Here is a 24,301-nt window from a genome sequence, read left to right on the forward strand (position 1 = left end):
TTTTTGTCTCGGGACTTCGCGGCATCCAGTGCGTCCGGACGCCAAAACGTTGAGCCATATCAAGAAGTTGAATTAGCACAAACGCTTTAGATTTTTCGGCTGTTTCTGCGCCTGGCGTGTCGTCGCTCATTCAACTTTTGCAATGCCAACAACGAAAACAAGAACGCTTTTACTGGCGTGCTCGCTGTACGTCACGGGGACGCAATGTCGCTCCAGATCTCCGGCGAGTTCGACAATGCTTCCGGCGGCACGCTGCAAACGAATAGCGCTGACCTTGCGTTATCGCCCGTCCGAATCAACAACAACGGCGGCACCATCACTCATGCAGGCAACGGCACGCTCACGCTTGATGCCCATGGCGGACCTGGCGAAATTCTCAACGTTGGCGGCACCGTGCGCAGCAATGGCGACACGATCATCCGCGCAGACGATCTCGACAACTCAGCGGGTTCGATCAGTAGCAAAGGCGGACTCAGTGCAACGCTCCGAGGCGCATTGGCCAACGCGGGCGGCAAGTGGCTCACTAACGGCGACGTCACACTTGTCAGCAAGACGCTGACGAACACGGACGGTGTCATCACCGGGGGCGCGAAATCGACGATACACGTCGACGCGCTGACCAATCGCGGCGGCGCCATCGTCTCGCCCGACCTTGAGGTGACAAGCCGCACCACACTTGACAACGACCACGGCACGCTCAAAGCGAACCAACTCTCATTGACGGCGACCGACCTTCTGAACCGGGGCGGGACGATCACGCATTACGGCGCAAGTCCGATGCGGATCGACGTCAACGGTTTGCTGGACAACGCTGCGGGCGGCGTGCTGCAAAGCAAGGGGTCCGACCTCACGTTGACGCCATCGTCGCTCAACAACAACGGCGGGAAGATTCTGTCCGCCAGTGCGGGGAAGCTGACCATCGCGCCGGGAGGGGGGATGGGAACGCTAACGAATGTCGGCGGCGAGATTGTGGCAGGCGGTGCGTTATCGGTGCTCGCGGCGCATCTCGATAACACGCAAGGCGCGCTGTCCGCACGCGGTGCCTTTCAGGCCAATACGCTTGGCAACCTCATCAATTCACATGGCCTGATTCGCTCGCTGGGGCCCATCTCGCTCGACACCGACGGCGACTTGCGCAACGCCGGGGGGCGGATTCAGTCCGGCACCGAGGGCGGCAGTCACTCACTCTCGGCTCGCGCAGCGACGATTGACAACGCTGAAGGCCTCGTCGGCAATCTGGGGAAGGGTGACACCGCGATGCGAAGCCTGGGCGGAATCGTCAATCGTGGCGGCGTCGTCACCGGAAGCGGTCGTGTGGCTGTGACGGCCGCCACCATCGACAATACCGACGGCGCGCAGTTAAGCGGTGCGAGCATCAGCGCCAGCGCCGACACACTCGACAACACCGGCGGCAACATCGGCAATATCGCCGGCTTGCCCGGGGATATCTCGCTTGCGGCAACGGGCGTCCTCACCAACGCCGGCGGTGAGATCGGTGCCACTCGCGATCTCGACGTCCGTGCCGCCTCGCTCGTTGGTGGCGGCGGATATCGTGCGACTCAGGATGTCGTCATCGACGTCGGCGGAGACTTCACCCACCAGCCGACGTTTCAATTCTCTGCGGGCCGCCATCTGTCGATCACGCTGCCGGGCACGTTCACCAACGGCAACGCATTCTCGGCGATCCGTCATTTGACGGTGAGCGCTGGCGACATCACAAACTACGGCTCGATCACGGCAGGCGGCACCTTGGCAACGCGTTCGCGCACGTTGCGAAATGTCGGCTCGCTCGTGGGTGGCGATGTCTCGTTCACCGCCACATCGCGGTTGTCGAACATCGGGGCGAGCGCCCTGATTGGCGCGACGAATGCCGACGGAACGCTGGCGTTGCTCGCACCGGTCATCGACAACGTCGACGACACGACCGGTACCGATTCACAGGCGACGACGGCCATCTATGGTTTGGGCCGTGTCGTGATTGCCGGTCTCAAGGATGTAAGCGGTCGCTACCTGAACGCGAGCCGGATTCAAAACCACTCGGCCCTCATTCAGTCCGGTAAGGACATGGCGCTTCACGCGGATCAGGTGACTAACACCCGACGCTCGATGCAAACCTCGGGATTCAGCACTTCGGTCGATCCCGAGCTGATTACGCGTCTCGGCATCAGCCTGAGCGGACGCACGGGAGAGGTGAATACCCGGAATCCGAACGCGATTGGCGGCGTCTACATCGAGCAACCGCATGGCGGGGAATGGAACAGCGATTACATATTCACATCGTATTGGGGCGTGGCGACGGCCAACACCGTGACGTCGATCAGCCCGCAGGCGCAGATCATGTCGGGCGCGAACCTGAACGCGTCGGCGGTGGGCCTGTTCCAGAACTACTGGAGCGCGGTTTCCGCGACGGGTGACATTGCGATGCCCGCGACACTGGATCAGAACAGCTGGCGGGATCAGACCGCCCCTGCGGTCAGCGTCAGATACTCAGGACACTACCACTACAACAATTACGACAACAGCAAGCATGACTGGCAGCTTCCCTTCGGCGACGCAACCTTCACGACTCACCGCCCCGGTGGGTATTCGCAGGTCGCGCCTGCGGACGTTCGTACTTATGCGCTTCCCGCCTATGAATCGAGCTTTGTCGCCAATGGCACGCTGTCGGGCTCGGGTGTCAGCATTGAGAACACCGCAGGGAACGCGGGTACGCCGTCGCTTGGGTTACTGCCAGGACAGAATGCGACGGGTGTAAACGTCGGGACTTTCGACGGGCATGCGAGCGGCGCAAACACCGGCGTCGCTTCGTTCCAGCACGACGGCATACTCATCGATCCGGTCATCGCCAGCGCCGTCGCGCTCGACGTGATCGCGAACCTGACGATCCCGCAAGGCGGCCTGTTCCGACCGACGACCGCGCCGGGCGCCACCTACGTCATCGAATCGAATCCCGCCTTTACCAACGCGAAGACGTTTATCTCCAGCGACTACTACCTCAAGCAGATCGGCGTCGATCCGCAAACGGTCATCAAACGTTTGGGCGACGGTATGTACGAGCAGCAGTTGGTCCGAAATCAGATCACCGCGCTCACCGGACGCCCCGTGCCCGGTCCCTTCGGCGATACGGAGCGCATGTTCGAGGCGATGATGGCGTCCGGCGCTGCGCTCTCCAGGTCGCTGAACTTGTCGCTTGGCATGAGCCTGTCGGCCGAACAGGTCGCCGCGCTAACGAGCGATGTGATCGTAATGCAAACGCAGGTAGTCGACGGACAGACGGTGCTGGTACCGGTCGTCTACCTCGCGCAGACGGGGCGGCAAACCCTGAACGGCCCACTGATTGCGGCACGCGACGTCGATCTGAAAGACACGCAGCGACTCACCAATAGCGGGACGCTTAGCGCAGAGCGAACGCTCGCCGTCGACGGCAAGGCCATCGACAACGCCTTCGGCGCGTTGCAGAGCGGCGGACTCATGACGTTGTCTACCGTCGGTGACGTCGATCTGAGTTCAGCGACGGTCAACGCCGGTAGCCTCGCTCTGAAAGCGGGCGGCGATCTGACACTCGATACCACGGTCAACCGTGTCGATCAGGTCAGCGACACGGGCGCGACGCGCACCTCGACCACGCTCGGTCCCGTCGCGACGCTTAACGTCACAGGCGACGCGGTGATCGCCACGGGTGGCAACTTCGAGCAAAACGCCGGCGCGTTGAACGTCGGCGGAAATCTCGGCATGGCGATCGGTGGCGACTGGGAACTGAACACCGTGCAGACGGGCGAGCAGAAGGTCGTCTCCCGGGCGAACGGCGTATCCGATACCAACATCAACGCCGCGACGGGCAGCGCAGCGACTGTGGGGGGTGTTTCCGATATCGGCGTGGGCGGCAATCTGAGCGCGACCGGGGCGGACATCAATCTCAAGGGAGGCGGCGCGATTGCGGCCCGTGGCAACGTCACGTTGCAGGCGGCGGTGACGACGTCCACGGTGCGAAGCCGTAGCGCGGACAGCGATTACTCGGAGTCGTCGTATCGGTCCGATGACACCATCATGGGTACCACCGTGCGAGCGGGGGACACTCTCACGATTGCGTCCGGCAACGACATCGCCTTGCGAGGCAGCGGCGTCACACTGGAAAGTGGGACGGCAACGCTCGCGGCCGCGCGGGATGTGATCGTCGGCGAGGTCGCCGAGACGCATGAGTATCGTAGCCGTCATGAAGGCAGTCGCAGTGGCTTCGCCAGTAGCAAGCGCACAACGCGCACGATGGATTCGAAGGCGGAACAAGCCAACGGCAGCATGATCTCCGCCGATGCCGTCGCCATCGTTGCGGGTAACGATCTGAGCGTACGCGGCAGCACGATTGTCGGGGGTGAGGGCGTCGCGCTTCAGGCGGGGCGCGATCTCACGATTCAATCGACGGATAACCAGAGCGAAAGCCATTCCTTCTATGAGGCGAAGCGGTCGGGATTCGGTACCTCCGGCGGGGTGGGCATCTCTTACGGCGCGAGCGAACAGCGCGACCGGACGAACGAGAGCCGCGTGACGCAAACCAGGAGTCTCGTGGGTGCACTCGATGGCAACGTCAGCAGGATTGCCGGCAACGAGTTGCTGGTTCGCGGAAGCGATATCGTTGCGAACGGTGACGTCACGGGGATTGGCCAGAACGTGACAGTGGAATCGTCCGTCAATCGTCAGCAGCAGGACGAGACGCACGAGATGAAGCGCTCCGGCTTCACGCTGGCGATCAAGTCGCCGGTCATCGACGCTGTGCAGAACGTCGCGAATCAGACCCGCGCAGTGGTGGACAACGGCGGCGACGCCCGCGTGTCGGCACTACGCGGCTATGCGGCGGGGAGCGGCGCATACAGCGCGTATGGCGAAGGCAAGGCGGCGATCGATGCGCTGAAGAAGGGCGAAGTTCCTGAAGGCAAGATCGAGTTGAGCTGGGGGTCATCGAGCAGCAAATCGACGTCGTCGATGGATATGGCGCAGAACGATGCCAGCCACATCAGAGCGGGTGGCGCCGTCGCGCTAATCGCCACTGGCGATGCCGCCTCGGGCAAGGGCGACGTCAACGTCACAGGTTCGGATGTCGACGCCCGGGACGTTCTCCTTCAGGCGACCCATCAAGTCAACTTGCGCAACAGCACCAACACCGAGTCGACGCGTAGCGATAACCAATCGAAGAATCTCGGCTTCGGCGTGTCATACGGGACCAGCGGGTTCGGCGTTTCGGCATCCATGTCGAAGGCGAACGGCGACGCCAATACGGACTCGACATTCCAGAACAACACGCACATCAACGCGAGCAACGCCGCAGTGATTGTCAGCGGTGGGGATACGAACATCGTCGGTGCGGTTGTCGATGCGAAGACTGTCGTGGCGCGCGTGGGTGGAGGCCTGAACGTGGCGAGCGCGCAGGACACGACCGAAGGATCCGCGCATCAACAAAGCATGGGCGGCGGCGTGAACCTCAGCATGGCCGGGGCTTCTGGAAGCGCCAGCTATGCACGCGGCAATGCGAGTGGAAATTACGCAGGCGTGGTGGAGCAATCGGGATTGCAGGCCGGCGGGGGCGGCTTCGACATCGCCGTCGCCGGGAATACGGATCTGAAGGGCGCATACATCGAGAGTACGGCGGACGCCTCGCAGAACCACCTGACGACGGGCACGCTGACGTTCAGCGACATCGAAAACCACTCCGACTACAGCGCCAACAGTTTCGGCTTCGGCGGCGGGTTCACCGTCGGCAACGGGGGCGCTAACGAACGTACCACTGGCAAGACGTCGGGCAAGAACAAGGGTGGGATTTCTCCGATGTTGCCGCAAATGGAGAGCGGCAGCGAGCGCGCGACGACACGCACCGGCGTGAGCGAAGGGACGATTGTCATCACCGACACAGCGAACCAGACGCAGGATTTGGCAAATCTCAGCAGAGATACTGAAGACCTGAACGGAACGGTCACGCGGACGCCAGATTTGCAGAATCTTCTCAGCGATCAGTCACGTTTGATGCAAGCGGCGACGGCTGCGGGCGAGGCGGTGGCGCGTGATATTGGAACGTACGCGAACAAGAAGGCGGACGAGGCGAAGAAGCTGGCCGAGAAAACCAATGATCCCGCGCTGAAAGCGCAGTACTTGGAAGAAGCGAAACAATGGTCTGAAGGCGGCGACTATCGCGCCACGATGCATGCGGCAGGCGGCGCGCTCGTTGCGGGATTGGGTGGAGGAAATGCATTGGGAGGCGCATTGGGTGCCGGCCTGACATCCAAGCTTGGCGGCGTCCTCAACGACGTCAGTGACGACATCCGGAAGAAACGCCCCACAGGAAACGCCGACATGGACGAAGCCCTCGGACAGATCGTCGCAACGGGCTTAGGTACTGCCGTCGGTGCGGTAGCCGGTGGTAGCTCGGGCGCGTTCACTGGGTTTAATACGGATCGGTTTAATCGGCAGTTGCATCCGGATGAGAAGAAGTGGGCGAAACGTAATGCACGAGAGTTTGCTGAACTGTATTTGCACGAGACTGGAAAAAATCTGACATTCGAACAAGCCAACGTCATGCTGTTGGAAACCGGATATCGGATGGTTGATGAGTTAGCCAGCAGAAGTCTTAAAGGAGACTCAATAGCTGAGGCCTACATTCGAGCAAACGCAGGCATGTTGTTCACAGCTTCAGTCGCCGAATATCACGATCTATTCTCACTGGGGCGTAAGGAGGGACTTCCTGCGCCAGAACAATTCGCACGCCCCCTATCACGCTCACTCTTCGAGGCGGACTATGTTAGCGCCAACAAAACCGGTCTCGGCCTGGCGGGAAACGTCGCAATGAACCTTCACGATGGCACGGTGTATTTAGGTGGGGGTGGGGCCGTTCCTGTATCACCTGCAAGAAGCGTCGTATATGGATTCGTTCTTAATAAGCAGGGCTCCTCAGTTTTCGCCACAAACGAATTCTTGGATGGGGCGTCTTACGTGGCTGGGGGGTGCTTTGGGATTTGTGTGAACATTAACAAGTCAGTCGGTGGTAAATATGCCATTGAAATAGGCATGGGCACTGTCGGAGTATCCGCAGGGACTGGAGTGAGCAAACCTATTAGAGGTGGGTTTTGAAAAATGGTGGCGGATTTCTTTTTTCAATAGTTTTCTTTATTGCAATTTCAGCGGGCATGGTCTATTCATGCGCGACCGGGCCGTCAATCTATGAAATTAGGGCAGCGCGAGCGATGATGAGGGAAGACATGAAAATTATCCGTGAAAATTCTTACGGAATAATTGATTTCAATGATGATCAAAAAACGAAAATTGGTAGCGCGAGTATTTCAATAGAAATATCTCCTGATTATTGGAATTTTACTTCGTTTGATAAATACAAATCCCTTTTGGGGTCGCTCGGGTGGCGTTATTCTAGATCCCAGGAGGGGGAGGATTTTTTTTGCAAAGATGGCGCTTCAACATCAATTTTGCAAATTGAAAAAAACAACAGATTCCATGGTTATTTATATATGTTCTACCCAGCAGAATCCAGAGCTAGATGCTAAATGAATAATGCGCTTTGCCACTTGGTTCCTACTAATTAATTGCGGCGACGACGGCCGGAGAAGCGATGGCGCAATCATCGCGGGGTTTGGGTGGTGGTAATACGTTGGGTGGTGCTTTGGGCGCAGGCCTGACGTCGAAGCTCGGTCCGGTACTCAACGGCGTGAGCGATGACATTCGCAAGTAACGTCCCGCCGGAAACGCCGACATGGACGAAGCCCTCGGACAGATCGTCGCAACGGGCTTAGGTACTGCAGTCGGTGCGGTGGTCGGTGGTAGTTCGGGCGCGTTCACTGGGTTTAATACGGATCGGTTTAATCGGCAGTTGGGCGCCCCGGATAGAACGCTCGCTGAACACATCGCAAACCGGAGTAATGGCAAATACCGCAAAGAACAGGTTGAAGATCAGTTGCGGCTTATGGGCGTTGAATACTCTGATGGCTCGTCTGTACCACCTAACACGGCGGAGGAATTGAACGAACGTACGCCTTCGGACCCTGGAGCACGGTGGATTAATACCGGCGTAGAAAACGCGCAAGGAAATCCATTGATCGTTCAATCGATGCCGTTGATGGATAGAGAACTGCAGGCGCTCATCATGTCGACTTACGAATCCGCAATTCCGGGCCAGGTTCCCCTCAACTTCACCTGCGTGCCGACCCCGGTTGAAACCGACCTGAAAGTGACAGTCGCAAATGTTGCCGATGGCATGTCAACTTCTGCGGGTCGATTTGGTGCCATCACTGCTGCGGGAGCCACTTTGCCGACCCCATACGCACCTGCGCTCGCTACGGCATCTTACCTTGCCACAGCGACTGGACTTGTCGCCGGCGCGGTGGTTCAAATTATGAAGCCTGATGTTGGTGAGTACGCGGTCAACGGTGCCGTCAGTGTCGTTGTGAAACGCCTATCTGACCGAGTGCCTGTTCTCAGTCCCGCGATTAATGAAACCGCCAACGCCGTCAACAACAGCTCGGCTGCGAAGGAAGCTCAAGCAAAAGTTAATGAAATTTGGTCAAAATTTTTAAATCCTAGAGGAGGCGGCAGTGAAAATAACGATAATTAAGAATGGGAATTTCTCCCCTTGGGTACTTGATGCTCTGGTAATTAGCGGAATATCCATCATGGTGATCACCGTGAAGTACGTGCCACCAGCCACGTTTGGTGGGTGGCTTTTACTTCTCGGATTTGGCGTTGCCGCTCTAGGAGGCCTAGCGAGTAACGCACACATGCTAGGCATAAAACCATTCGACAATGAATACAAGAAAGCCAGAAAAACCTACACCTCATCCGATAAAGACGAGGACCGCTAGTTTGAAATGGCTTCTATATATTTTTGCTCCGACTATCGGAGCAACCGTTGTCTGTCTGATAGCGCTACTTCCAACCCTAATGCGAAATTTTAAGTTGTGGTACATGAATCGCAAAAAAACTCCCTCATGGGCATTTGGCAAAGAGGTGAGACTTGAAAAGCATTTTGATAATTCCGTGGGCGACGATAGTTTCGCGTTTGCAGAGGTTGCGTGTTACTTGCTGGCGATGTTGAGTATTTTGGACGCGCTTATCTTGTTGGCAGGTGCCAGTCCATACTCTCTGGCCCCAGGTCTTTCCTTTGAGCAGCGAGCGATCGTCCTAACCGTTGCCTTGATTTTTGAAATATTCTCAGCCGTCGTCTATTACGCTTTGGCAAGGCGTCTCTCAAATTGCTCCATGCTGGCATGGAGAGTGACGCTAGGCGTCTTCTTGCTAAATCTGATCTGGAGCTCGCAGTTGATGACCGTCAAACCCGGGCCGCTTCCGATGCTGCTGAGCATCCTCTCAATGGGAGGGGTAATTTCGATCATTCGTGGGCGGAAGTCGATGCGGGGCCGGAATACTGCCGCGGCGAAGTCCGGAGTCTGATTGATAAGAGTGAATGTTTGATGGAAAAGAAATCCCTAAAAGACAATTTTCTGATTGCCCAAGTTGCGTTTTGTTATTTTGCTGTATTCAACGCATTTGTTCTTGTACTGGCGTTGATCGGAACCGACTATTCTTTGAACGGCGCACCATTACTTCAAAGAATATCGATTTTGGCGAGCACCATCGCGAACGTATTTCTGATAACGCTCGGATTCTCAGTCATGGCCATGAGCCTGGAGCGGTGTACGAAAGTCGTTTGGCGGATAGCGTTGATCGTCCTTGGGGTGGCTGTGATCGTCAATGTGCTAGCGATGCTTGCGCAACTGTCCATCATGCCGATTTTGAGCACCGTGGTTTCGGTCGCGGGTATTGCATCATTGATCTATGAGCGAAACGCGGTTTTCGGGAAGTCAAAGAGCGATACTTCGGGCGTCGTGCATGGCTGATACCCGGCTCTCCTTAAGCACCGAGATGAAACCCCGCTTCAACGGACTTCGCGGATGAGATTGCGCAATTTACATCGTTTCATTGGGTGTCCCGATCAGGAAGCTTCGCGCAATGTCGATTGCGCGCTTCATTTGATTTATGTCATGTAAGTTGCAACCGTTACAACAGTTACATACAACCACCCAAAACCTACTCCCCTTTGGGTTTACGCTTCGTCCACAGCTCACGGCGATGCAGAATGTACGTCCCGGTGAGCCCTCATACGGAGACGAGCGTCGATGACCAAACCCCATATCACTCTGTTTGCCGCCCTTGCGGCCACCGCCGCTATTAGCTGGATGGCTTTCAGTGCGCGCAGTTATGCCGCCGAGTCCGGCGCGCAGGTTCAGACGAATCCCCGTCAGGAACAGATCAAATCGCTCGTCGATGAAACCATCACGCCGCTCATGGCGCGTCAGGACATTCCGGGCATGGCCGTCGGTGTCGTCGTCGACGGACAGTCTTATGTCTTCGATTACGGTGTCGCCGACAAAGCCGCCAACAAACCCGTCACCCCCAACACGCTGTTCGAAATCGGCTCCGTCAGCAAGACCTTCACCGCCACACTCGCGACCTACGCGCAAGCCGCCGGTGTGTTCGCGCTCACCGACAAGGTCAGCCGCTTCGCCCCCGAGTTCACAGACACGCCGTTCGGGGACGTCAAACTCCTCAATCTCGCCACGCACACCACGGGCGGCATGCCGCTTCAAGTCCCGGACAACGTCACGAATACCGACGAAATCACGCAGTACCTCAAGGCATGGAAACCCGCGAAGCCCACAGGCACCGTGCGCACGTATTCCAATGTGAGCATCGGTGCGCTCGGCTGGATCACCGCCCGCGCGATGCATGGCGATTTTGCCTCGCTCATGACCGAGCATGTCTTGCGACCGCTCAACCTTGCACACACGTATCTCCGTGTGCCGGAAGATCAGCAGGCGAACTACGCATGGGGGTATAAGGACGGGAAGCCGGTGCGCGTGAATCCGGGCGTCTTCGAACAAGAGGCCTATGGTGTGAAGACGACCGCAAGCGATCTGCTGCGCTTCGTGCAAGCCAACCTCGGTGACACCGTGCACGACCGTCGTCTGCGCCACGCGTTGTACGCCACGCGCACGAGCTATTTCTTCGACGCGCCGATGACGCAGGACGTCATCTGGGAGCAGTACCCGTATCCGGTGACGGTCGACACACTACTCGACGGCAACTCGTCGCGCATGGCGTACGAACCGACGCCGGTGCGCGAACTCGCGCCACCGATGGCGCCGTCACCGGTCGCCTGGGTGAACAAGACCGGATCGACCAATGGCTTCGGCACGTACGTGGCGTTCGTGCCGTCGAAACAGATGGGTATCGTGCTCCTCGCCAACAAGAACTATGCGATGGACGAGCGCATCCGTGCCGCGCACCGCATTCTCACCACTCTCGACGGCCTGCGCCCGAAGGCTGAACCGGCCAAATAACGGCGAACCGCCATCCGGCACGGTCCGACGTCGACACCGGACAAAAGCCGCGGCAGCGTCGGGTACGCCCACTGTGTCGAACGCCCCCGCGTCGCCTCGTCAGGCAATCGTCCGGCCATCAGCCGCCGAAAACCGTCTCGAACGCCGCCGCAAGATCGTCGATCAGATCCTGCGGATCTTCCAGTCCGATGTGCAGACGCACGATCGGCCCGGCACTCGACCAGTCCTCGCACGTGCGTGTGCCGGCGACGTTCGACACGGTCGCCAGACTCTCGAAGCCGCCCCAAGACGCGCCGATGCCGAACAGCGTCAGCGAGTCGACGAACCGGTCGGCTTGGGCCGGCGTTGCGTTCGCGAACTCGAACGACACCAGCCCGTTCGTGCCGAGGCAATCGCGTCGCCACAACTCGTGCCCCGGGTCCGTGGGCAACGCGAGGCAGAACACACGCGCCACATCCGGCAGGCCATTGAGCCAATGCACGACCTCCATCGCGTGACATTCGTGCATCTGCAAACGCGCCGACAGTGTGCGCGTGCCCCGCAGCACCAGATACGCGTCGTCCGGACTCACGGCAGCCCCTTGCGCATCGGCCATCGTCGATAGCGTCTGCCAGACGTCCTGGGTCGTGGTGACGGTGCCCATCATCACGTCGGAGTGACCGCTGAGGTACTTCGTCGCGGCCATCACCGAAATATCCGCTCCCAGCATCAGCGGACGGCATTGCACGCCCGATCCCCACGTGTTGTCCGCCACGAGCAACGCGCCATGACGATGCGCCAGATCGGCCAGCGCCGGAATGTCGCACATCTCATAGACGAGCGATCCCGGGGCTTCGATATAAATCATTTTGGTGCGCGCGGTGATGTGCGCGTCGGCGTCACTGCCGTCCGCGCGGAAAAACGTGACGTGCACGCCCCACGGCTTCAGGAACGTCTCCACGAAATGACGCACCGGTTGATACACGCAGTCGGCAATCAACACGTGATCGCCCGGGCGCACGTAAGCCAGAAACACCATCGAGATCGCCGCGAGCCCCGTCGGGAACAAACGCGTGCGATAGCCCCCCTCCAGCCCTGCGACCACATCCTCAAGCGCAAAGCCCGTGGGATTGCCGCGAGCGCCGTAAGTGAACATGCGCTCGGTTGCGCGCCGCCGGCGTGCCTCGTTCAAGTCGCCCATGGTGTCGAACAGAACGGTGGACGCCCGTACTACGGGCGGATTCACGGCGCGCCCGCCAACGACGACGGCGTCGACACCGCCTTTCGCGAGACGGGTGGCAAGGCGAGAATGACGAGGAGGGGGGGCTTGTCGGGACATGGTCTGCGTAGAAGAGGGTTCGAGCGGGTCCGAGCGGGTCCGAGCGGGTCCGAGCGGGTCCGAGCGGGTCCGAGCGGGTTCGAGCGAATCAAGTCGAGTCAGGTCATGCGTCTCAGGCGTGCGCGACGCGTTCGAACGGAAATCGCGCACGCCAGGGCCACAGCTTACCCGGTGACGGCGGCATCACCAATACGGAAAGCACTTCGCTCCTGCTCGTCCAGTTGCGCGAGCAAGCCCGTCTCCCAGGCCAGATACTGACGCGCCGCCGCCTTGTTCCCGTCGTGACGGTCATGCACGAAGAACAGGTAGTCGATGCACTGCGCATCGGGCGGCGAATCCGGTGTCGTCTGCACGGGCAATCCGGCGTCGGTCCACGCCTTGAAGCCCCCCGCGAGCCGCGAGAACGTACGCGTGTCCTGCACATTTTCACGACGCCAGTCGGCCGCGAACAACTCGGCGACACCGTGCTCGTCGGCAATCAGCACCACGTCGCCGGTCGCAGGCAGCTTCGGCAGACGCGGACGAATCGCCCACTGCGCCCCCGGCACATGCGCACGGCGGAAACTCATGCTCGGGCGCACGTCGACGACCGTCACGCGAGCGTCGGCCACCGCGGCGGCGAGCGCCCCGGCATCGATTTCCGGGAGTGTCGTGGCCACACCGCTCGCCAGCGCAGGCAACGACGCGCCGCTGGCAAGACCGTCACGCAGCACGTAGGCCTCGTGACCGAGTTGACGCAACCAGCTCGCGACGATCGGGGCACGCACGCCGTCGCTATCGAACAACACCACGCGCGCGTGACGTACGCCCACATACTGATCCGTCGCCTGAATCAACTGCCCGCCCGGCGCATGCTGCGCGCCCGGCAGCGTGCCTGCGGCAAACTCTTCCGGGGTGCGCACGTCGCACAGGAACAGCGTGCGAGACGGGTCGTTCGACCACTGTGCAAAGGTCGACGCATCCACTTCCGGCACCGCGAAACGCTCGGCCAGCGCGACGCTTGCTTCGCGCATCTGCGCGAGACTCGACGGCGTCACCACGTCGGGATAGCGACGCGTGCTGCCGTGCTCCAGCGGCAGGTCTTCCAGATACCAGCCCTGCGTGCCGTTCTCCAGCGCCATCACCGGGTTGGGAATGCCGAGATTGATCAGCGTTTGTGCGCCGATGATGCTGCGCGTGCGACCCGCGCAATTCACCACGATGGGCGTGCTGGTATCGGGCACCAGTTCGCGAATGCGATAGCCGAGTTCGCCGTTCGGGCAGCAGATCGACGACGGGATCGTCATCTTCAGATACTCGCTCACCGGGCGGCCGTCGAGAATCACCACGTTGTCGCCACGCTCACGCATCGCGGCAAGCTCACGTGCCGTCACACGTGGCGTGTGATACGCCATCTCGACCAGTTCGCCGAACGTCTTCGACGGGACGTTCACGCCCGCGAACAACGTAAAACCCGCTTGCTGCCACGCGTCGGTGCCGCCCTCGAGGACGGACACATCGGTGTAGCCGAGCGCGTGCAGACGCTGCGCCGCCAACACGGCCACGCTCTGGTCGGTGTCGTACACGACCACGCGCGCATCGTGGCGCGGCGCCAGACGCACGACGTCGATTTCCAGACGGCTATAAGGCAGCGTCACGCCGTAAAAGAGGTGCGCCTCGCCGTACTGGCCGTGCTCGCGCACGTCGAACACGGCGATCTCGGCGCCGTCGTGCAGCCATGCCTTGAGTCGGGCAGGCGGCACAAAATGAGGAGTGAACGAAGTCATAACGTTGCGTCGGTTGTCGGTTTCCGCCCGGCCGAAGCCAAAGCGTAGGGATGAGCAGGCCCGCACCGCCGGCAAGGGCGGTGTAATGCGGGCGGCGCGACGGCTCGCGCCTTCAGGCAGATCGGTCGCCGCCCGAGACTGGCGACATGCGTCTCGGCAGTCCGTGCGGCGGGCGAATCAGGGAATCAGCGGCGTGTCTTCACACCGATGTCCATCACCTGATAGGTGCCTTTGGCCAGATCGAAGGTGATGCGCTCGGTGAGCGTCTCCAGCGCGCGGCCATACATATGCAGGTGGCGGATCGGCGCCTCGCCCCTGATCTCGACCGCGTGAATGTCGTCCGAAGCAAGCGCAATGCCGTTGCCCGGATCGACGACGACGGTATCGCTCACTTCCAGCGTGCCCACGCCGGGCGTCTTGCCGTCATCGGTACGACGGTAAACGTAGTTGTATTCCACGCCGTCGACCGCCGCGATGCATGCCCACGTCGTATGGTTGTGCGGCGTGATCTTCTTGCCGGGACGCATGACGTTGAGGTACAGCGCGTAGGTCTTGTCGGCGTCTTCGTGAATCAGATAGCGCGCTTGCAGTTCGCCGTCGGTCGGCGGCGGGAAGTCGGCTTCGCTCCACAGCGCGGTGCGCGCGGCGAGCGACTTGACCTGTTCGAGCACGGCGGCCAGTGCAGGGCGCGTCTCGCCAGCCGGCGCCAGCGCGGCTTTCATGGCGGCGATGGCCTCGCCGACGGCAGCCTGCCGTTGTTCGGGGAGTGGGGACGTGGACATGATGAAAGTCTTCTCCGTAGTGCTTGGTGATGCGGCGTTGTGATGCAGCGGTGTAATACAGCGGTGTATGCAGCGATGTGAGGCGACGTCGCCGTGTTGTCGTGTGTCGAGTGGTTATCCGGTCTGGGGACGGCGGTGTCACGCACCGGTCGTCAGGCGGGCACGGCTTCGCCGCGCGGCACGCTGATCATCGGCGACGGACGCAACACGTCCTGCAAGAATCGCTGCGCCCGGGCGTGCTTCGGCTGGCTGAAGAACTCGGTGGGCGGCGCGTCTTCGAGCAACTGCCCCTGATCCATGAACCAGACACGGCTCGATACGTCGCGCGCGAACCCCATCTCGTGCGTCACGATCATCATGGTGAGCCCGTCGTCCGCGAGCGAGCGCATGACTTGCAGCACTTCCTGCACCATCTCGGGATCGAGCGCACTCGTCGGTTCGTCGAACAGCATGAGCGGCGGCTTCATCGCCAACGCGCGGGCAATCGCCACACGCTGCTGCTGGCCGCCCGACAGGTTCGCCGGCATGGCGTCGATCTTGTGGGCAAGGCCGACTTTGGCGAGCAACGATTCCGCTTGTGCGACGGCTTCGTCGCGCGACATGCCGAGCACCTTCGTCGGCCCGAGCATCAGGTTCTGACGCACCGACAGGTTCTGAAACAGGTTGAAACTCTGGAAGACGAAACCGATGCGCGCACGTAGCTGATTGAGCTTCACATCGCGCGAGGCGACGTCGCGGCCTTCGAAAAGAATGCGTCCCTTCTGAATGGCTTCGAGCCGCGTAACGGTGCGAATCAGCGTCGACTTACCCGAGCCTGACGGTCCGCACACGACGACGACTTCACCGCGCCCGATGCTGGCGTCGATGCCTTTGAGGACATGGTGATCGCCGTAATACTTATCGACTTTCTCGAATGCGAGCATGGTCATGAGCGTGCTCTCCTGCTTGATGCCTGAATGCTTCGGGACTTTCGGTCACAAAAGTCCCAAAATCCCAAAGGTCCCCAAAGTCCCCACAGTCCCAATGCCCCCACGTCTTGAATGCCTCGGGACCAGCCTTGCGTGCTTCGATGCGCGCCGCCTCACGCCAGCCCTGCACGCTGGCGGGCAATGCGCCGCTCCAGCCACCCGGCGAAGCGCGAGATGGCGAAACACAGCACGAAATAGAAAGCGGCGAGAACAAGGAACGTCTGCAACGGTTTGGTCAGCGTGATCGTGTTGACCTGCGCCGCCGAGTAAGTCAGCTCGGGCACACCGATCACGTAAGCGAGCGACGTCGCCTTGATGATCGACACGAACTGATTGACGATGGACGGCAGCATGTTCGCAAGCGCCTGCGGCAATTGCACGTAGCGCATGCTTTGCAGCCACGACAGACCATTCGAGCGGGCCGCTTCCATCTGGCCGCGCGGCAGGCCTTCGAGCCCGGCGCGCACGATCTGCGACAGGAAAGCGCTTTCGTAGACGATGATCGCGCACACGGCCGTCGTGAAGGCCGACACCTCGGCGCCCACGAGCAACGGCACCGCGAAGTACGCCCAGAAGATGATCATCAGCAACGGAATGCCGCGCACGAGCCGTGTCCAGACGCCGGCGATACGCCGCATCCAGCGCCACGGCGAGACCTGTGCCAGGCCGATCAGCACCGAAATCGGAAACGAGATCACCAGCCCGAGCGCCGACAGAATCAATGTGACGGCGACACCGCCGAGCGGACCGTTCGGCCAGCTGCCGACGAGGAACAGCGCGAGATGATCGTGAAGAATCTCGTACATCGTCAGACTCCCGAGGGCGCCGTGCGGCGTTTGGCGAAGTGCTCGGAGAGCGCCATCAGGGCCAGCGTGCCGATCAGGTAGAGGATCGTCGCCACGAGAAACACATCGAACGTGCGGAACGTCAGGTTATCGATCTGGCGCGTGCGATACAGCAATTCGTGCACGCCGATCGCCATCGCCAGCGAACTGTTCTTGAAAAGCAGCAGCGACTGGTTGAGCAGCGCGGGCAGCGCCACGCGAATGCCTTGCGGCAGGATGACGTAGCGAAACGTCTGCAAGTACGTGAGGCCGATGGACCACGCAGCTTCTTGCTGCGTGTGCGGAATCGAGCGCAGGCCCGAGCGCAGGTCTTCCGAGATGAACGCGCCGGCATTGAGGGCGAGCGCCACCGTCGCGAAGAAGAACTCGGTGTTGCCCGCGTTGATCCAGTCACGCACGCCGTCAGGCAGCAGCTGCGGCACACCGAAGTACCACACGAGGATCTGCACCAACACCGGCACGTTGCGGTGATACTCCACCACCACGATCACGAAGCCCTTGAAGAGCTTCACCGGCATCGCACGCAACGTGGTGAGCGCCACGCCCACCACGATGGCCAGCAACCCCGAGACCACGAACAGCCGGAGCGTGGTCAGTACCCCGTCGCGGAACAGTTTCAGGTAGCCGTCTTCCAGCAGGAACGAGAGATCGAACATTGCGCGACGTCTCGCTCACTGCACCTTGATCGGCTCGACCTTGTAGTCGCGCGTGAATTTGTAGACCGACTTGCTGCCGAGCCACTTCTCGAAGCTGTCCTGCAAGCCGTTGGACTTGTCGTAGTCGCCGAGGATCTTGTTCACGGCCTCGCGCAACGCCGGCTCGCCCTTGTTCATCACCACGCCCCAGCGTTCTTCGAACACCGACTTGGGGAGCATGCGATATTGCTGGCCGCCCTTGGTGGCCGCTTCGTTGGCGAAACGCGCCAGGATCAGTTGCCCTGCCACGAGTCCTTCCACCTTGCCTTGTTGCAACGCGAGAAACGCCGACGAAATGTCATGGAAGGTCAGCAGATTGGAATCGGGCAGGCGCGTGACGGACACCGCCGCCGAGCTGGACCCCTCGGACGCCGCGATCTTCTTGCCCGCGAGTTGTTCGAGCGTTTGCACCGGCGAATCGGCGCGCACCAGCACGCGAATCGGCGCCACGAAGTACTGATCGCTGAAGTCGACCTGCGCGGCGCGCGCGGGCATCCACGCAACCGCAGCGGCGAGCAGATCGACGCGACGGGTCTTGAGTTCGGGAATGCGGGCATCGGTCGACAGCGCACGGTGCTCGAGCTTCACACCGAGCCCCTTGGCGAGCGCGTTGCAAACGTCGACATCGAAGCCGACGATCTTGCGCGTGGCGGCGTCCGGAAAGGCATAGGGCTCGCTGGCGTTTTGCGTGCCGCACACGAGTGTGCCGCGCGCCTTGATGTCGGCCAGTTGATCGGCGTGCGCCATGCCCGTCATCGCAAGTGTCGCGAACAGCGCAGCTGCCAGGTGTCGTTGCCACATGATGCTGAGTCTCCTTGGGGGGTTCGACCGAAGGGTGCATCGATTTACGGGAAAGCTTATGACGTAAATCGATTAGCGGGGGACAAGTCAGCGCTGGCTTCCACCCCCAGTCACATAAATATTGCTTGAGTGTCAGGCAGGTTATCCACCAAAATCCTCAAGAACAATTTAATTTTTATCTTGGAAACATTAACGTCTCTGAAGTGTTTATCCGGACGATCATGCGAAATCTCGATATCGATCTGCTGCGGACTTTGGTGGCGATTGCGCAGCATGAGACCTTTGCCGCCGCCGCTACGCGCGTAGGTCGCACGCAGTCCGCCATCACGCAGCAAATGCAACGGCTCGAACAGGAAATGGGGTGTGCGCTGTTCGAAAAGCAGGGGCGGCAGAAGACGATGACGACCGACGGCGTGCGTCTGGTCGCGTACGCGAACAAGATCCTCGCGCTCAACGATCAGGCGGTGCAGGTCATGCAGACGAGGGGCCCGGCGGAGAAGCTGCGCATCGGCTCGCCGCACGACGTCGCCGAGTCGATCCTGCCGAGCATGCTGCGGCGGCTCTCGAAGCTTTCGGCGGAATTGCAGTTGGAAATCATCGTGGGACGCAGCCCGCATCTGATGGACGCGCTACGCGACAACGAACTCGACCTGGCGATCTCGACGCGTTACGACGAGGGCTTTCCCGGCATCAAGTTGCGCACGTCGCCCATGGTGTGGATCTGCGCGGACGACTTCATTTTCAACGCGGCGGCCCCCGTGCCGCTCGTCATGGCCGACGAACTGAGCCTGTTCCGGCGCTTGTCCATCGAACGGCTCAACGCGGCCGGCATCGCGTGGCGCACGAGCTTCATCTCACCCACGCTCACCGGCATCAAGGCCGCGATCAGTGCGGGCCTCGGCGTGACGGCGCGCACGACCGAACTCCTCGACGCGAACATGCGCGTGCTGTCCGAAGCGGACGGCTTGCCGCGTTTGCCGGACGTCGCGTTTTATCTCTACGTGCAACCCACATGTACGAGTCAGGTGTTGCGCGAGTTGTTCGAGTCGACGGAACACATCGCCACGCGCTTCGGGCCGCCGTTTCTGATGGGGGAGTGAGGCGCGGGCCGGACGACCGGCGCGCGAGTCCCGTTCGTCGTCGACATCACGCCGTCGGCAACGATCCCGGACGCACGTAGGCGAGCGCATGCGCGACGTACTCGGCCTTGCCCAGCGCGACACCGTGCTGACGCAGGATGCTGTAAGCGGTGTTGGTGTGGAAGTAGAACTGCGCGAGCGCCCAGTCGCGCGCGTATTGCTCGCCGGTCATGTCGAAGATCACACCGTTGGGCAGCTTGAGTGCGATGTCGATGTATTCGCCAGCATCGAGCGCGTTGTCCGGCAACGCTTCGAGAAACGCGATCGCATGGGCGAGACACGCCTTCGCTTCGTTGAACGTGCCCGGATGCTGCCCGCTGTTCCAGCCCTCGCGCTGAATCGCCTGCGCGGCTTCCGGGATCGCTTCGCTACGCAGCCGGTACACCGGCTCCATCGACAGATAGCTTGCGAAGCGCGCCTGTGCGGCGAGCGGGTACATGTCGGGCGAAAGACGCAATGTCATCAGGGCATCCGGGTCCTTGCCCTGCGTTTTCTCGTAGGCGGCGGCTTGGTCGAGCCACGCCGAATGGTTGCGCAGCATCTGCACGAATGTGGGGATAAGAAGTTCGGTCAGCGTCATATGGTCCCTCCGGTGGACTTTTCTGAATATGGGCGGCGAACCGCACCGCCCGGGGAGCTTATCGCGATCTCGCACATTTCGCAGTACAGAACGAGCACTCGAAGCCGGGCCGAGCGACGTCCGCAGTTCGCAGCCGTCGCGCTGCCGAACCTGCGGGCTTTCAAAACGCTGACGCGTCGATCACGCGGCGACACCAACGTGCGACATCCCCTGATACAGCACATACAGGCCAACGAGGATGATCAGCGCACTGGAGAAATAGGGGGCTTTGCGCGCGAACTCGCCGAAGCCGGTCCACCGACGCGACACCTGCCGCACACTGAGCGCCGCCAGCGCGCCGGACGCCACCATGGTCAGCGCCAGTCCGATGCTGAAGCACAGCACCAGCCCCGCCCCCAGCGCGAAGCGCTTGAGTTGCAGACACAGCAGGAGCACGGTGATCGACGCGGGACACGGCACCAGTCCGCCGGTCAGCCCGAACATCACGATCTGCCCCGTCGTGACCTGACGTCCGACGAAGCGCTTTTCGATGTCGCGGGCATGCTCGCGCTCGTGAGCGTCCTGATACTCGCCGGAGGACGCGATGGTGTGGTCGTGGATATGCGGCGCCGCATGCGACGGTTGCGCGTATTCATGGCGATGACCGTGCGCGTGGCCATGCGCAGGGCCGTCGTCGTGACGATGTTCGTGGTCGTGATGATGGTGCGTGTGTGCGCCCGCATGCGCCTTCGCGCGCACGTTGTCGCGCCATGTGCGCCACAGCATCCATGTCGCGATAACGAGAATCAACACCCCCGACGCGATCTGAAAATACGATTCGGTCGCTTCCGCATTCCAGTTACGGCCGAAGTACAAGCCTGCCATGGCAACGAGCCACACGACCGCCGTGTGCGAGGCCGTTGCTGACAATCCGAGCAATATCGCCTGCCCGACGGTGCCGCGCACCGCGACGATGAACGCCGCCATCATCGTCTTGGAATGCCCCGGCTCAAGTCCGTGCAGCGCGCCGAGCAAGATCGCGCTCGGAATGAACAGCCAGGCATTGCCCTGCTGAAGAAGGGTCGAAAACTCGGTCATGGCACATCGCTCGATAAGGGGAATGTCGTTCGCGCAATATACTCCCCCTTAGTATATTTGTGTTAGGATTTTTTCCATCTAATTTGTGACAGACAGGAGCGCGACCGACCGTGCACACGATCCGGGACAAGAACAAATTGCTGGCACGCGTGCGTCGCATTCAGGGGCAGACGCAGGCGCTGGAGCGTCAGTTGAGCGAGGAGGACGACTGCGTCGAGATCCTTCAGCAGATCGCGGCCATTCGTGGCGCGATCAATGGCCTGATGGGCGCGGTCATCGAAAGTCATCTGGTCGATCACGTCATCAACGAGCCCGATCAGGCGAACCGCGATGCCGAACTGGCGCCCGTACTTCACGTCATCAAGGCTTACCTGAAATGAGTGAGATGAGTGTCATGAGCGAAGCCATGTCTCGAACGCCGCTGCTTCGCTTCGAAGGGCTCACCCGGCGTTTCGACGATTTCATACTTTTCGAGAATCTCGGTTTGTGCGCCGACGCCGGTTGCTTCGCATTGCGCGATGAAGGCGGCGGCGGCAAAACCACGCTGCTCGGCATGCTCGCGGGCACGATCGATGCCGGGGACGGCAAGGTGTGGATCGACGGCCATTCGATGCAGAGCGCCCGCGAGGCGGCGAGAGCCGCGCTGGCGGTCGTACCTTTCGATTGCCTGACGGAGCCGTCGCAAACGGGGCGGGGGTTTCTTCAACAGCGCGCCGCGCAGCGTGGCGCCGAAGTGGGCGCCGACGTCCTTGCATTGGCCGAACGCTTCAGCCTGATGCCGCACATGGAGAAGCGCTTCGACCAAATGTCGACGGGCACACGCCGCAAGTTCTATCTGAGCGCGCTCCTGTTCGGCGCGCCACGTGTCATCCTGGCGGACGAACCGAGCGCGGGCCTCGACGGTCCCTCGCGGGCGGTGCTCATCGACCTTTTCGCTGCGCTGGGCAAAGACCGCTGCGTGCTTTTCTCGACGCACGACGACGAACTGGCCGAGGGCTGTGGGGCGACAGCCCTCGGTTTTCCCGCGCTGGCGGGGAACAGCGCAGGTTGATTTCGATCCGCGCTCAGGAACGGATGGTCATTCCTTTAAGCGCGTCTCGTACCTCAACCCGCACATCTTCCGCAAAGTTTTCCAGCCACGTGTCAGTGGCGATGGCACCGAACCGGCCGCTATTGTCGGCCGGGTCCGAGTTCCTGAACGCATTGAACGCACCGAATCTCACCGATGATTCGAGGCAATTGATGTTCGTTAGTAAAGCTACCGATACATCGTTTGGCAAACAATCTTGCTGACACGCCAGCGCTTCGACCAGCTCATCGAAGCTTCTGCCATCCTGGGATTCGTGCATGGAAGCCCACTTCGAATAGGCCCAATCGGGTAACGACAACGATGAGTTAGCGCGGATCGACACCGATGTCGGTGCGGATTGCGCCTTGTCGAGATCTGCGGCGATGGGAGCATTGGGCTGCGGCGACGACGACTCGGGCAAGCTGATCGACTGCAATCCGGTGGTTCCGGCTGCGTTGATGTTGTCCATGACCTTTGACTCCTTGAGTGAATGGAGTCTTCATCTTGTCACTCACGTAGCGCCACCTTTTGCGATACCCCCCCTGTCTTTGCTATTCGGGATGCGCGTGGCGCGATCCCACACAAAGCGATAGGAAAGCGCTTATCGGCACTCTACGCTTGCCAACGTTCGTTATCACTAACGTTGGCGGAACGCTCGACAGGGGAGCGATGCAAGAGGTCTGCCGGATGAAAACCCCATCGCCCCCATGCTCTGACTCACTTACTAAACATTCCAAGTTGCCCAATCCTTTCGCGGACATACCACAACGGCGGCTTGCCGTGAGGGACAATACGTGAGCAATAACTGTTCACATCACAATAAATTCGCCTAGATACGGTTCCTTTTAAATATGGTTTGACTTCCTCATTTCCTATCAACCTATTAAACCATTTTTCACAGCCAGGATTGACAGGACTGAACACCCACTCGACCGTCAGCTTGGCAACCCTCTTCTTTTCGCTTTCATCCAGCAACATGAACGAAGCCGGCATGATCATGTCGTGTGAATTATTCACGCCATCTCGAATCGATTGCCACATCTCCTGTTTCGCGCTTTCGACCCGCGCCTCGCTGTCCTCACCCGTTACCGAACTTAACGCGATATTAATAGGTGACACCAAACGTGTCGCCATGCTGTCGCTCGACCTTCCGCGAAACATATCGTAGTAATCAATGCCACCGAGAACACTTTTCAATTCAGCGAATTTTTTTACCTCATTTTTGATTTCCTCTGAAACCGTATCTTTCAGATATTCCCTGATCATCTCATTTTCCGTCAGGCAATCGAACCATTTTCCCGTATCACTATTGACAGGAGAAAATACCCAATCGACGGTCAGCTTGGTTATTCGCTTCCGCCCCGCCTCATCCAGCGCAATAAACGAGTACGGCATGATCATGTCATGTCCTGCGGACACTCCATCACGAATCATTTGCCACATCTCTTGTTTTGCAGTTTCGACCTTCGCCTCACTATCCACGCGACCTACCGAGCACACCGCGATATTGGTGTGTGATGAGGCAAGCGTAGACTCGGACGTAGGCAACGACGAATCGGCAGGCGCCTGAGCGGCGGCATGCAGGTCACGACTCAGCGCGACGGTAAGGTCCTCTATCGCTTCCTCGGGAACGACATTTGATACGGCGGCTGTCGCCACGTTCGCCTTTGAAATCGAATCCATGTTCCCACTCCTTCAAATTCCGTTGATCGGAGTTCCAGAGTGGCACCGATGGCGCGGCGCACTTGCGCTTTTCGACCCGCAGCTTTGGCACCGTGAATCAACGCGATGGCACTTGGGACGTTCGCGACACAACCGCCTGGGGAATGGTCTTGATCGGTAGCGAATCTCCTCCGGCAACGCCTGTGCCA

General features: G+C 60.3%; 20 protein-coding genes. 9 read left to right on the forward strand and 11 right to left on the reverse strand.

All coding sequences use genetic code 11. The features are described 5' to 3' along the window. The first annotated feature begins 204 nt into the window (after positions 1-204). The 6 genes from PAN31108_RS05205 (at position 205) to blaPNC (ending at position 11,390) form a co-directional block, all read left to right on the forward strand. Positions 205-7,113 (forward strand): hemagglutinin repeat-containing protein, encoded by a 6,909-nt coding sequence (locus PAN31108_RS05205; RefSeq protein WP_150667791.1) that lies wholly within the window; start codon positions 205-207, stop codon positions 7,111-7,113. Between the two features lie 128 nt (positions 7,114-7,241). Then, positions 7,242-7,541, forward strand: a complete 300-nt coding sequence (locus PAN31108_RS05210; RefSeq protein WP_150667792.1) for a hypothetical protein — start codon at positions 7,242-7,244, stop codon at positions 7,539-7,541. Between the two features lie 206 nt (positions 7,542-7,747). Next, positions 7,748-8,605 (forward strand): hypothetical protein, encoded by an 858-nt coding sequence (locus PAN31108_RS05215; protein ID WP_150667793.1) that lies wholly within the window; start codon positions 7,748-7,750, stop codon positions 8,603-8,605. Positions 8,606-8,955: 350 nt separating this feature from the next. Continuing rightward, on the forward strand, positions 8,956-9,441 hold the full coding sequence (locus tag PAN31108_RS05225) for a hypothetical protein (RefSeq protein ID WP_150667795.1): 486 nt from the start codon (positions 8,956-8,958) through the stop codon (positions 9,439-9,441). A gap of 20 nt (positions 9,442-9,461) precedes the next feature. Further along, positions 9,462-9,887 (forward strand): hypothetical protein, encoded by a 426-nt coding sequence (locus PAN31108_RS05230; RefSeq protein ID WP_150667796.1) that lies wholly within the window; start codon positions 9,462-9,464, stop codon positions 9,885-9,887. Positions 9,888-10,166: 279 nt separating this feature from the next. After that, on the forward strand, positions 10,167-11,390 hold the full coding sequence (gene blaPNC / locus PAN31108_RS05235; RefSeq protein WP_150667797.1) for a PNC family class C beta-lactamase: 1,224 nt from the start codon (positions 10,167-10,169) through the stop codon (positions 11,388-11,390). Between the two features lie 118 nt (positions 11,391-11,508). On the opposite strand, the gene metC is transcribed toward blaPNC, so the two are convergent. The 7 genes from metC to PAN31108_RS05270 form a co-directional block, all read right to left on the reverse strand. Then, positions 11,509-12,708 carry a cystathionine beta-lyase gene (gene metC / locus PAN31108_RS05240; protein ID WP_150667798.1) on the reverse strand — a complete coding sequence of 400 codons (1,200 nt, stop codon included), beginning with the start codon at positions 12,706-12,708 and terminating at the stop codon, positions 11,509-11,511. 164 nt (positions 12,709-12,872) lie between these two features. Then, the gene (locus PAN31108_RS05245; RefSeq protein WP_150667799.1) at positions 12,873-14,474 is read right to left on the reverse strand and encodes a rhodanese-like domain-containing protein; all 1,602 of its coding nucleotides are present in this window, start codon (positions 14,472-14,474) and stop codon (positions 12,873-12,875) included. Between the two features lie 185 nt (positions 14,475-14,659). Continuing rightward, positions 14,660-15,256 (reverse strand): cysteine dioxygenase family protein, encoded by a 597-nt coding sequence (locus PAN31108_RS05250; protein WP_150667800.1) that lies wholly within the window; start codon positions 15,254-15,256, stop codon positions 14,660-14,662. Between the two features lie 152 nt (positions 15,257-15,408). Beyond that, entirely contained in the window at positions 15,409-16,179 is a 771-nt protein-coding gene (locus tag PAN31108_RS05255; RefSeq protein WP_150667880.1) for an amino acid ABC transporter ATP-binding protein, read from the reverse strand. Between the two features lie 158 nt (positions 16,180-16,337). Then, entirely contained in the window at positions 16,338-17,030 is a 693-nt protein-coding gene (locus PAN31108_RS05260; RefSeq protein WP_150667801.1) for an amino acid ABC transporter permease, read from the reverse strand. Between the two features lie 2 nt (positions 17,031-17,032). Continuing rightward, positions 17,033-17,725 carry an amino acid ABC transporter permease gene (locus PAN31108_RS05265; RefSeq protein ID WP_150667802.1) on the reverse strand — a complete coding sequence of 231 codons (693 nt, stop codon included), beginning with the start codon at positions 17,723-17,725 and terminating at the stop codon, positions 17,033-17,035. Positions 17,726-17,740: 15 nt separating this feature from the next. Further along, positions 17,741-18,565, reverse strand: a complete 825-nt coding sequence (locus PAN31108_RS05270) for a transporter substrate-binding domain-containing protein (protein ID WP_150667803.1) — start codon at positions 18,563-18,565, stop codon at positions 17,741-17,743. Positions 18,566-18,786: 221 nt separating this feature from the next. On the opposite strand from PAN31108_RS05270, the gene PAN31108_RS05275 reads away from it, so the two are divergent. Next, positions 18,787-19,665: a LysR substrate-binding domain-containing protein gene (locus tag PAN31108_RS05275; RefSeq protein WP_150667804.1), complete on the forward strand. Its 879-nt coding sequence runs from the start codon at positions 18,787-18,789 to the stop codon at positions 19,663-19,665. Positions 19,666-19,711: 46 nt separating this feature from the next. Here PAN31108_RS05275 and PAN31108_RS05280 read toward each other — a convergent pair whose 3' ends face one another. Next, complete coding sequence (locus PAN31108_RS05280; RefSeq protein WP_150667805.1) at positions 19,712-20,284, reverse strand: DUF1993 domain-containing protein; 573 nt, start codon at positions 20,282-20,284, stop codon at positions 19,712-19,714. Positions 20,285-20,464: 180 nt separating this feature from the next. Next, positions 20,465-21,361 carry a nickel/cobalt efflux protein RcnA gene (locus PAN31108_RS05285; protein WP_150667806.1) on the reverse strand — a complete coding sequence of 299 codons (897 nt, stop codon included), beginning with the start codon at positions 21,359-21,361 and terminating at the stop codon, positions 20,465-20,467. A 110-nt stretch (positions 21,362-21,471) separates the two neighbouring features. Between PAN31108_RS05285 and PAN31108_RS05290 the strand changes: the two genes are divergently transcribed. Both PAN31108_RS05290 and PAN31108_RS05295 read left to right on the forward strand, forming a co-directional pair. After that, positions 21,472-21,741 (forward strand): metal/formaldehyde-sensitive transcriptional repressor, encoded by a 270-nt coding sequence (locus PAN31108_RS05290; RefSeq protein ID WP_150667807.1) that lies wholly within the window; start codon positions 21,472-21,474, stop codon positions 21,739-21,741. Continuing rightward, positions 21,738-22,412 (forward strand): ABC transporter ATP-binding protein, encoded by a 675-nt coding sequence (locus PAN31108_RS05295; RefSeq protein WP_246183784.1) that lies wholly within the window; start codon positions 21,738-21,740, stop codon positions 22,410-22,412. Before PAN31108_RS05290 ends, PAN31108_RS05295 begins: the two co-directional genes overlap by 4 nt. A gap of 13 nt (positions 22,413-22,425) precedes the next feature. On the opposite strand, the gene PAN31108_RS05300 is transcribed toward PAN31108_RS05295, so the two are convergent. Together PAN31108_RS05300 and PAN31108_RS05305 are read right to left on the reverse strand one after the other, a co-directional pair. Continuing rightward, positions 22,426-22,899 carry a hypothetical protein gene (locus PAN31108_RS05300; protein ID WP_150667808.1) on the reverse strand — a complete coding sequence of 158 codons (474 nt, stop codon included), beginning with the start codon at positions 22,897-22,899 and terminating at the stop codon, positions 22,426-22,428. A 248-nt stretch (positions 22,900-23,147) separates the two neighbouring features. Then, positions 23,148-24,113 carry a hypothetical protein gene (locus PAN31108_RS05305; protein ID WP_150667809.1) on the reverse strand — a complete coding sequence of 322 codons (966 nt, stop codon included), beginning with the start codon at positions 24,111-24,113 and terminating at the stop codon, positions 23,148-23,150. Positions 24,114-24,301 lie beyond the last annotated feature (188 nt).

The organism is Pandoraea anhela, from assembly GCF_902459655.1.
GTDB lineage: Bacteria > Pseudomonadota > Gammaproteobacteria > Burkholderiales > Burkholderiaceae > Pandoraea > Pandoraea anhela.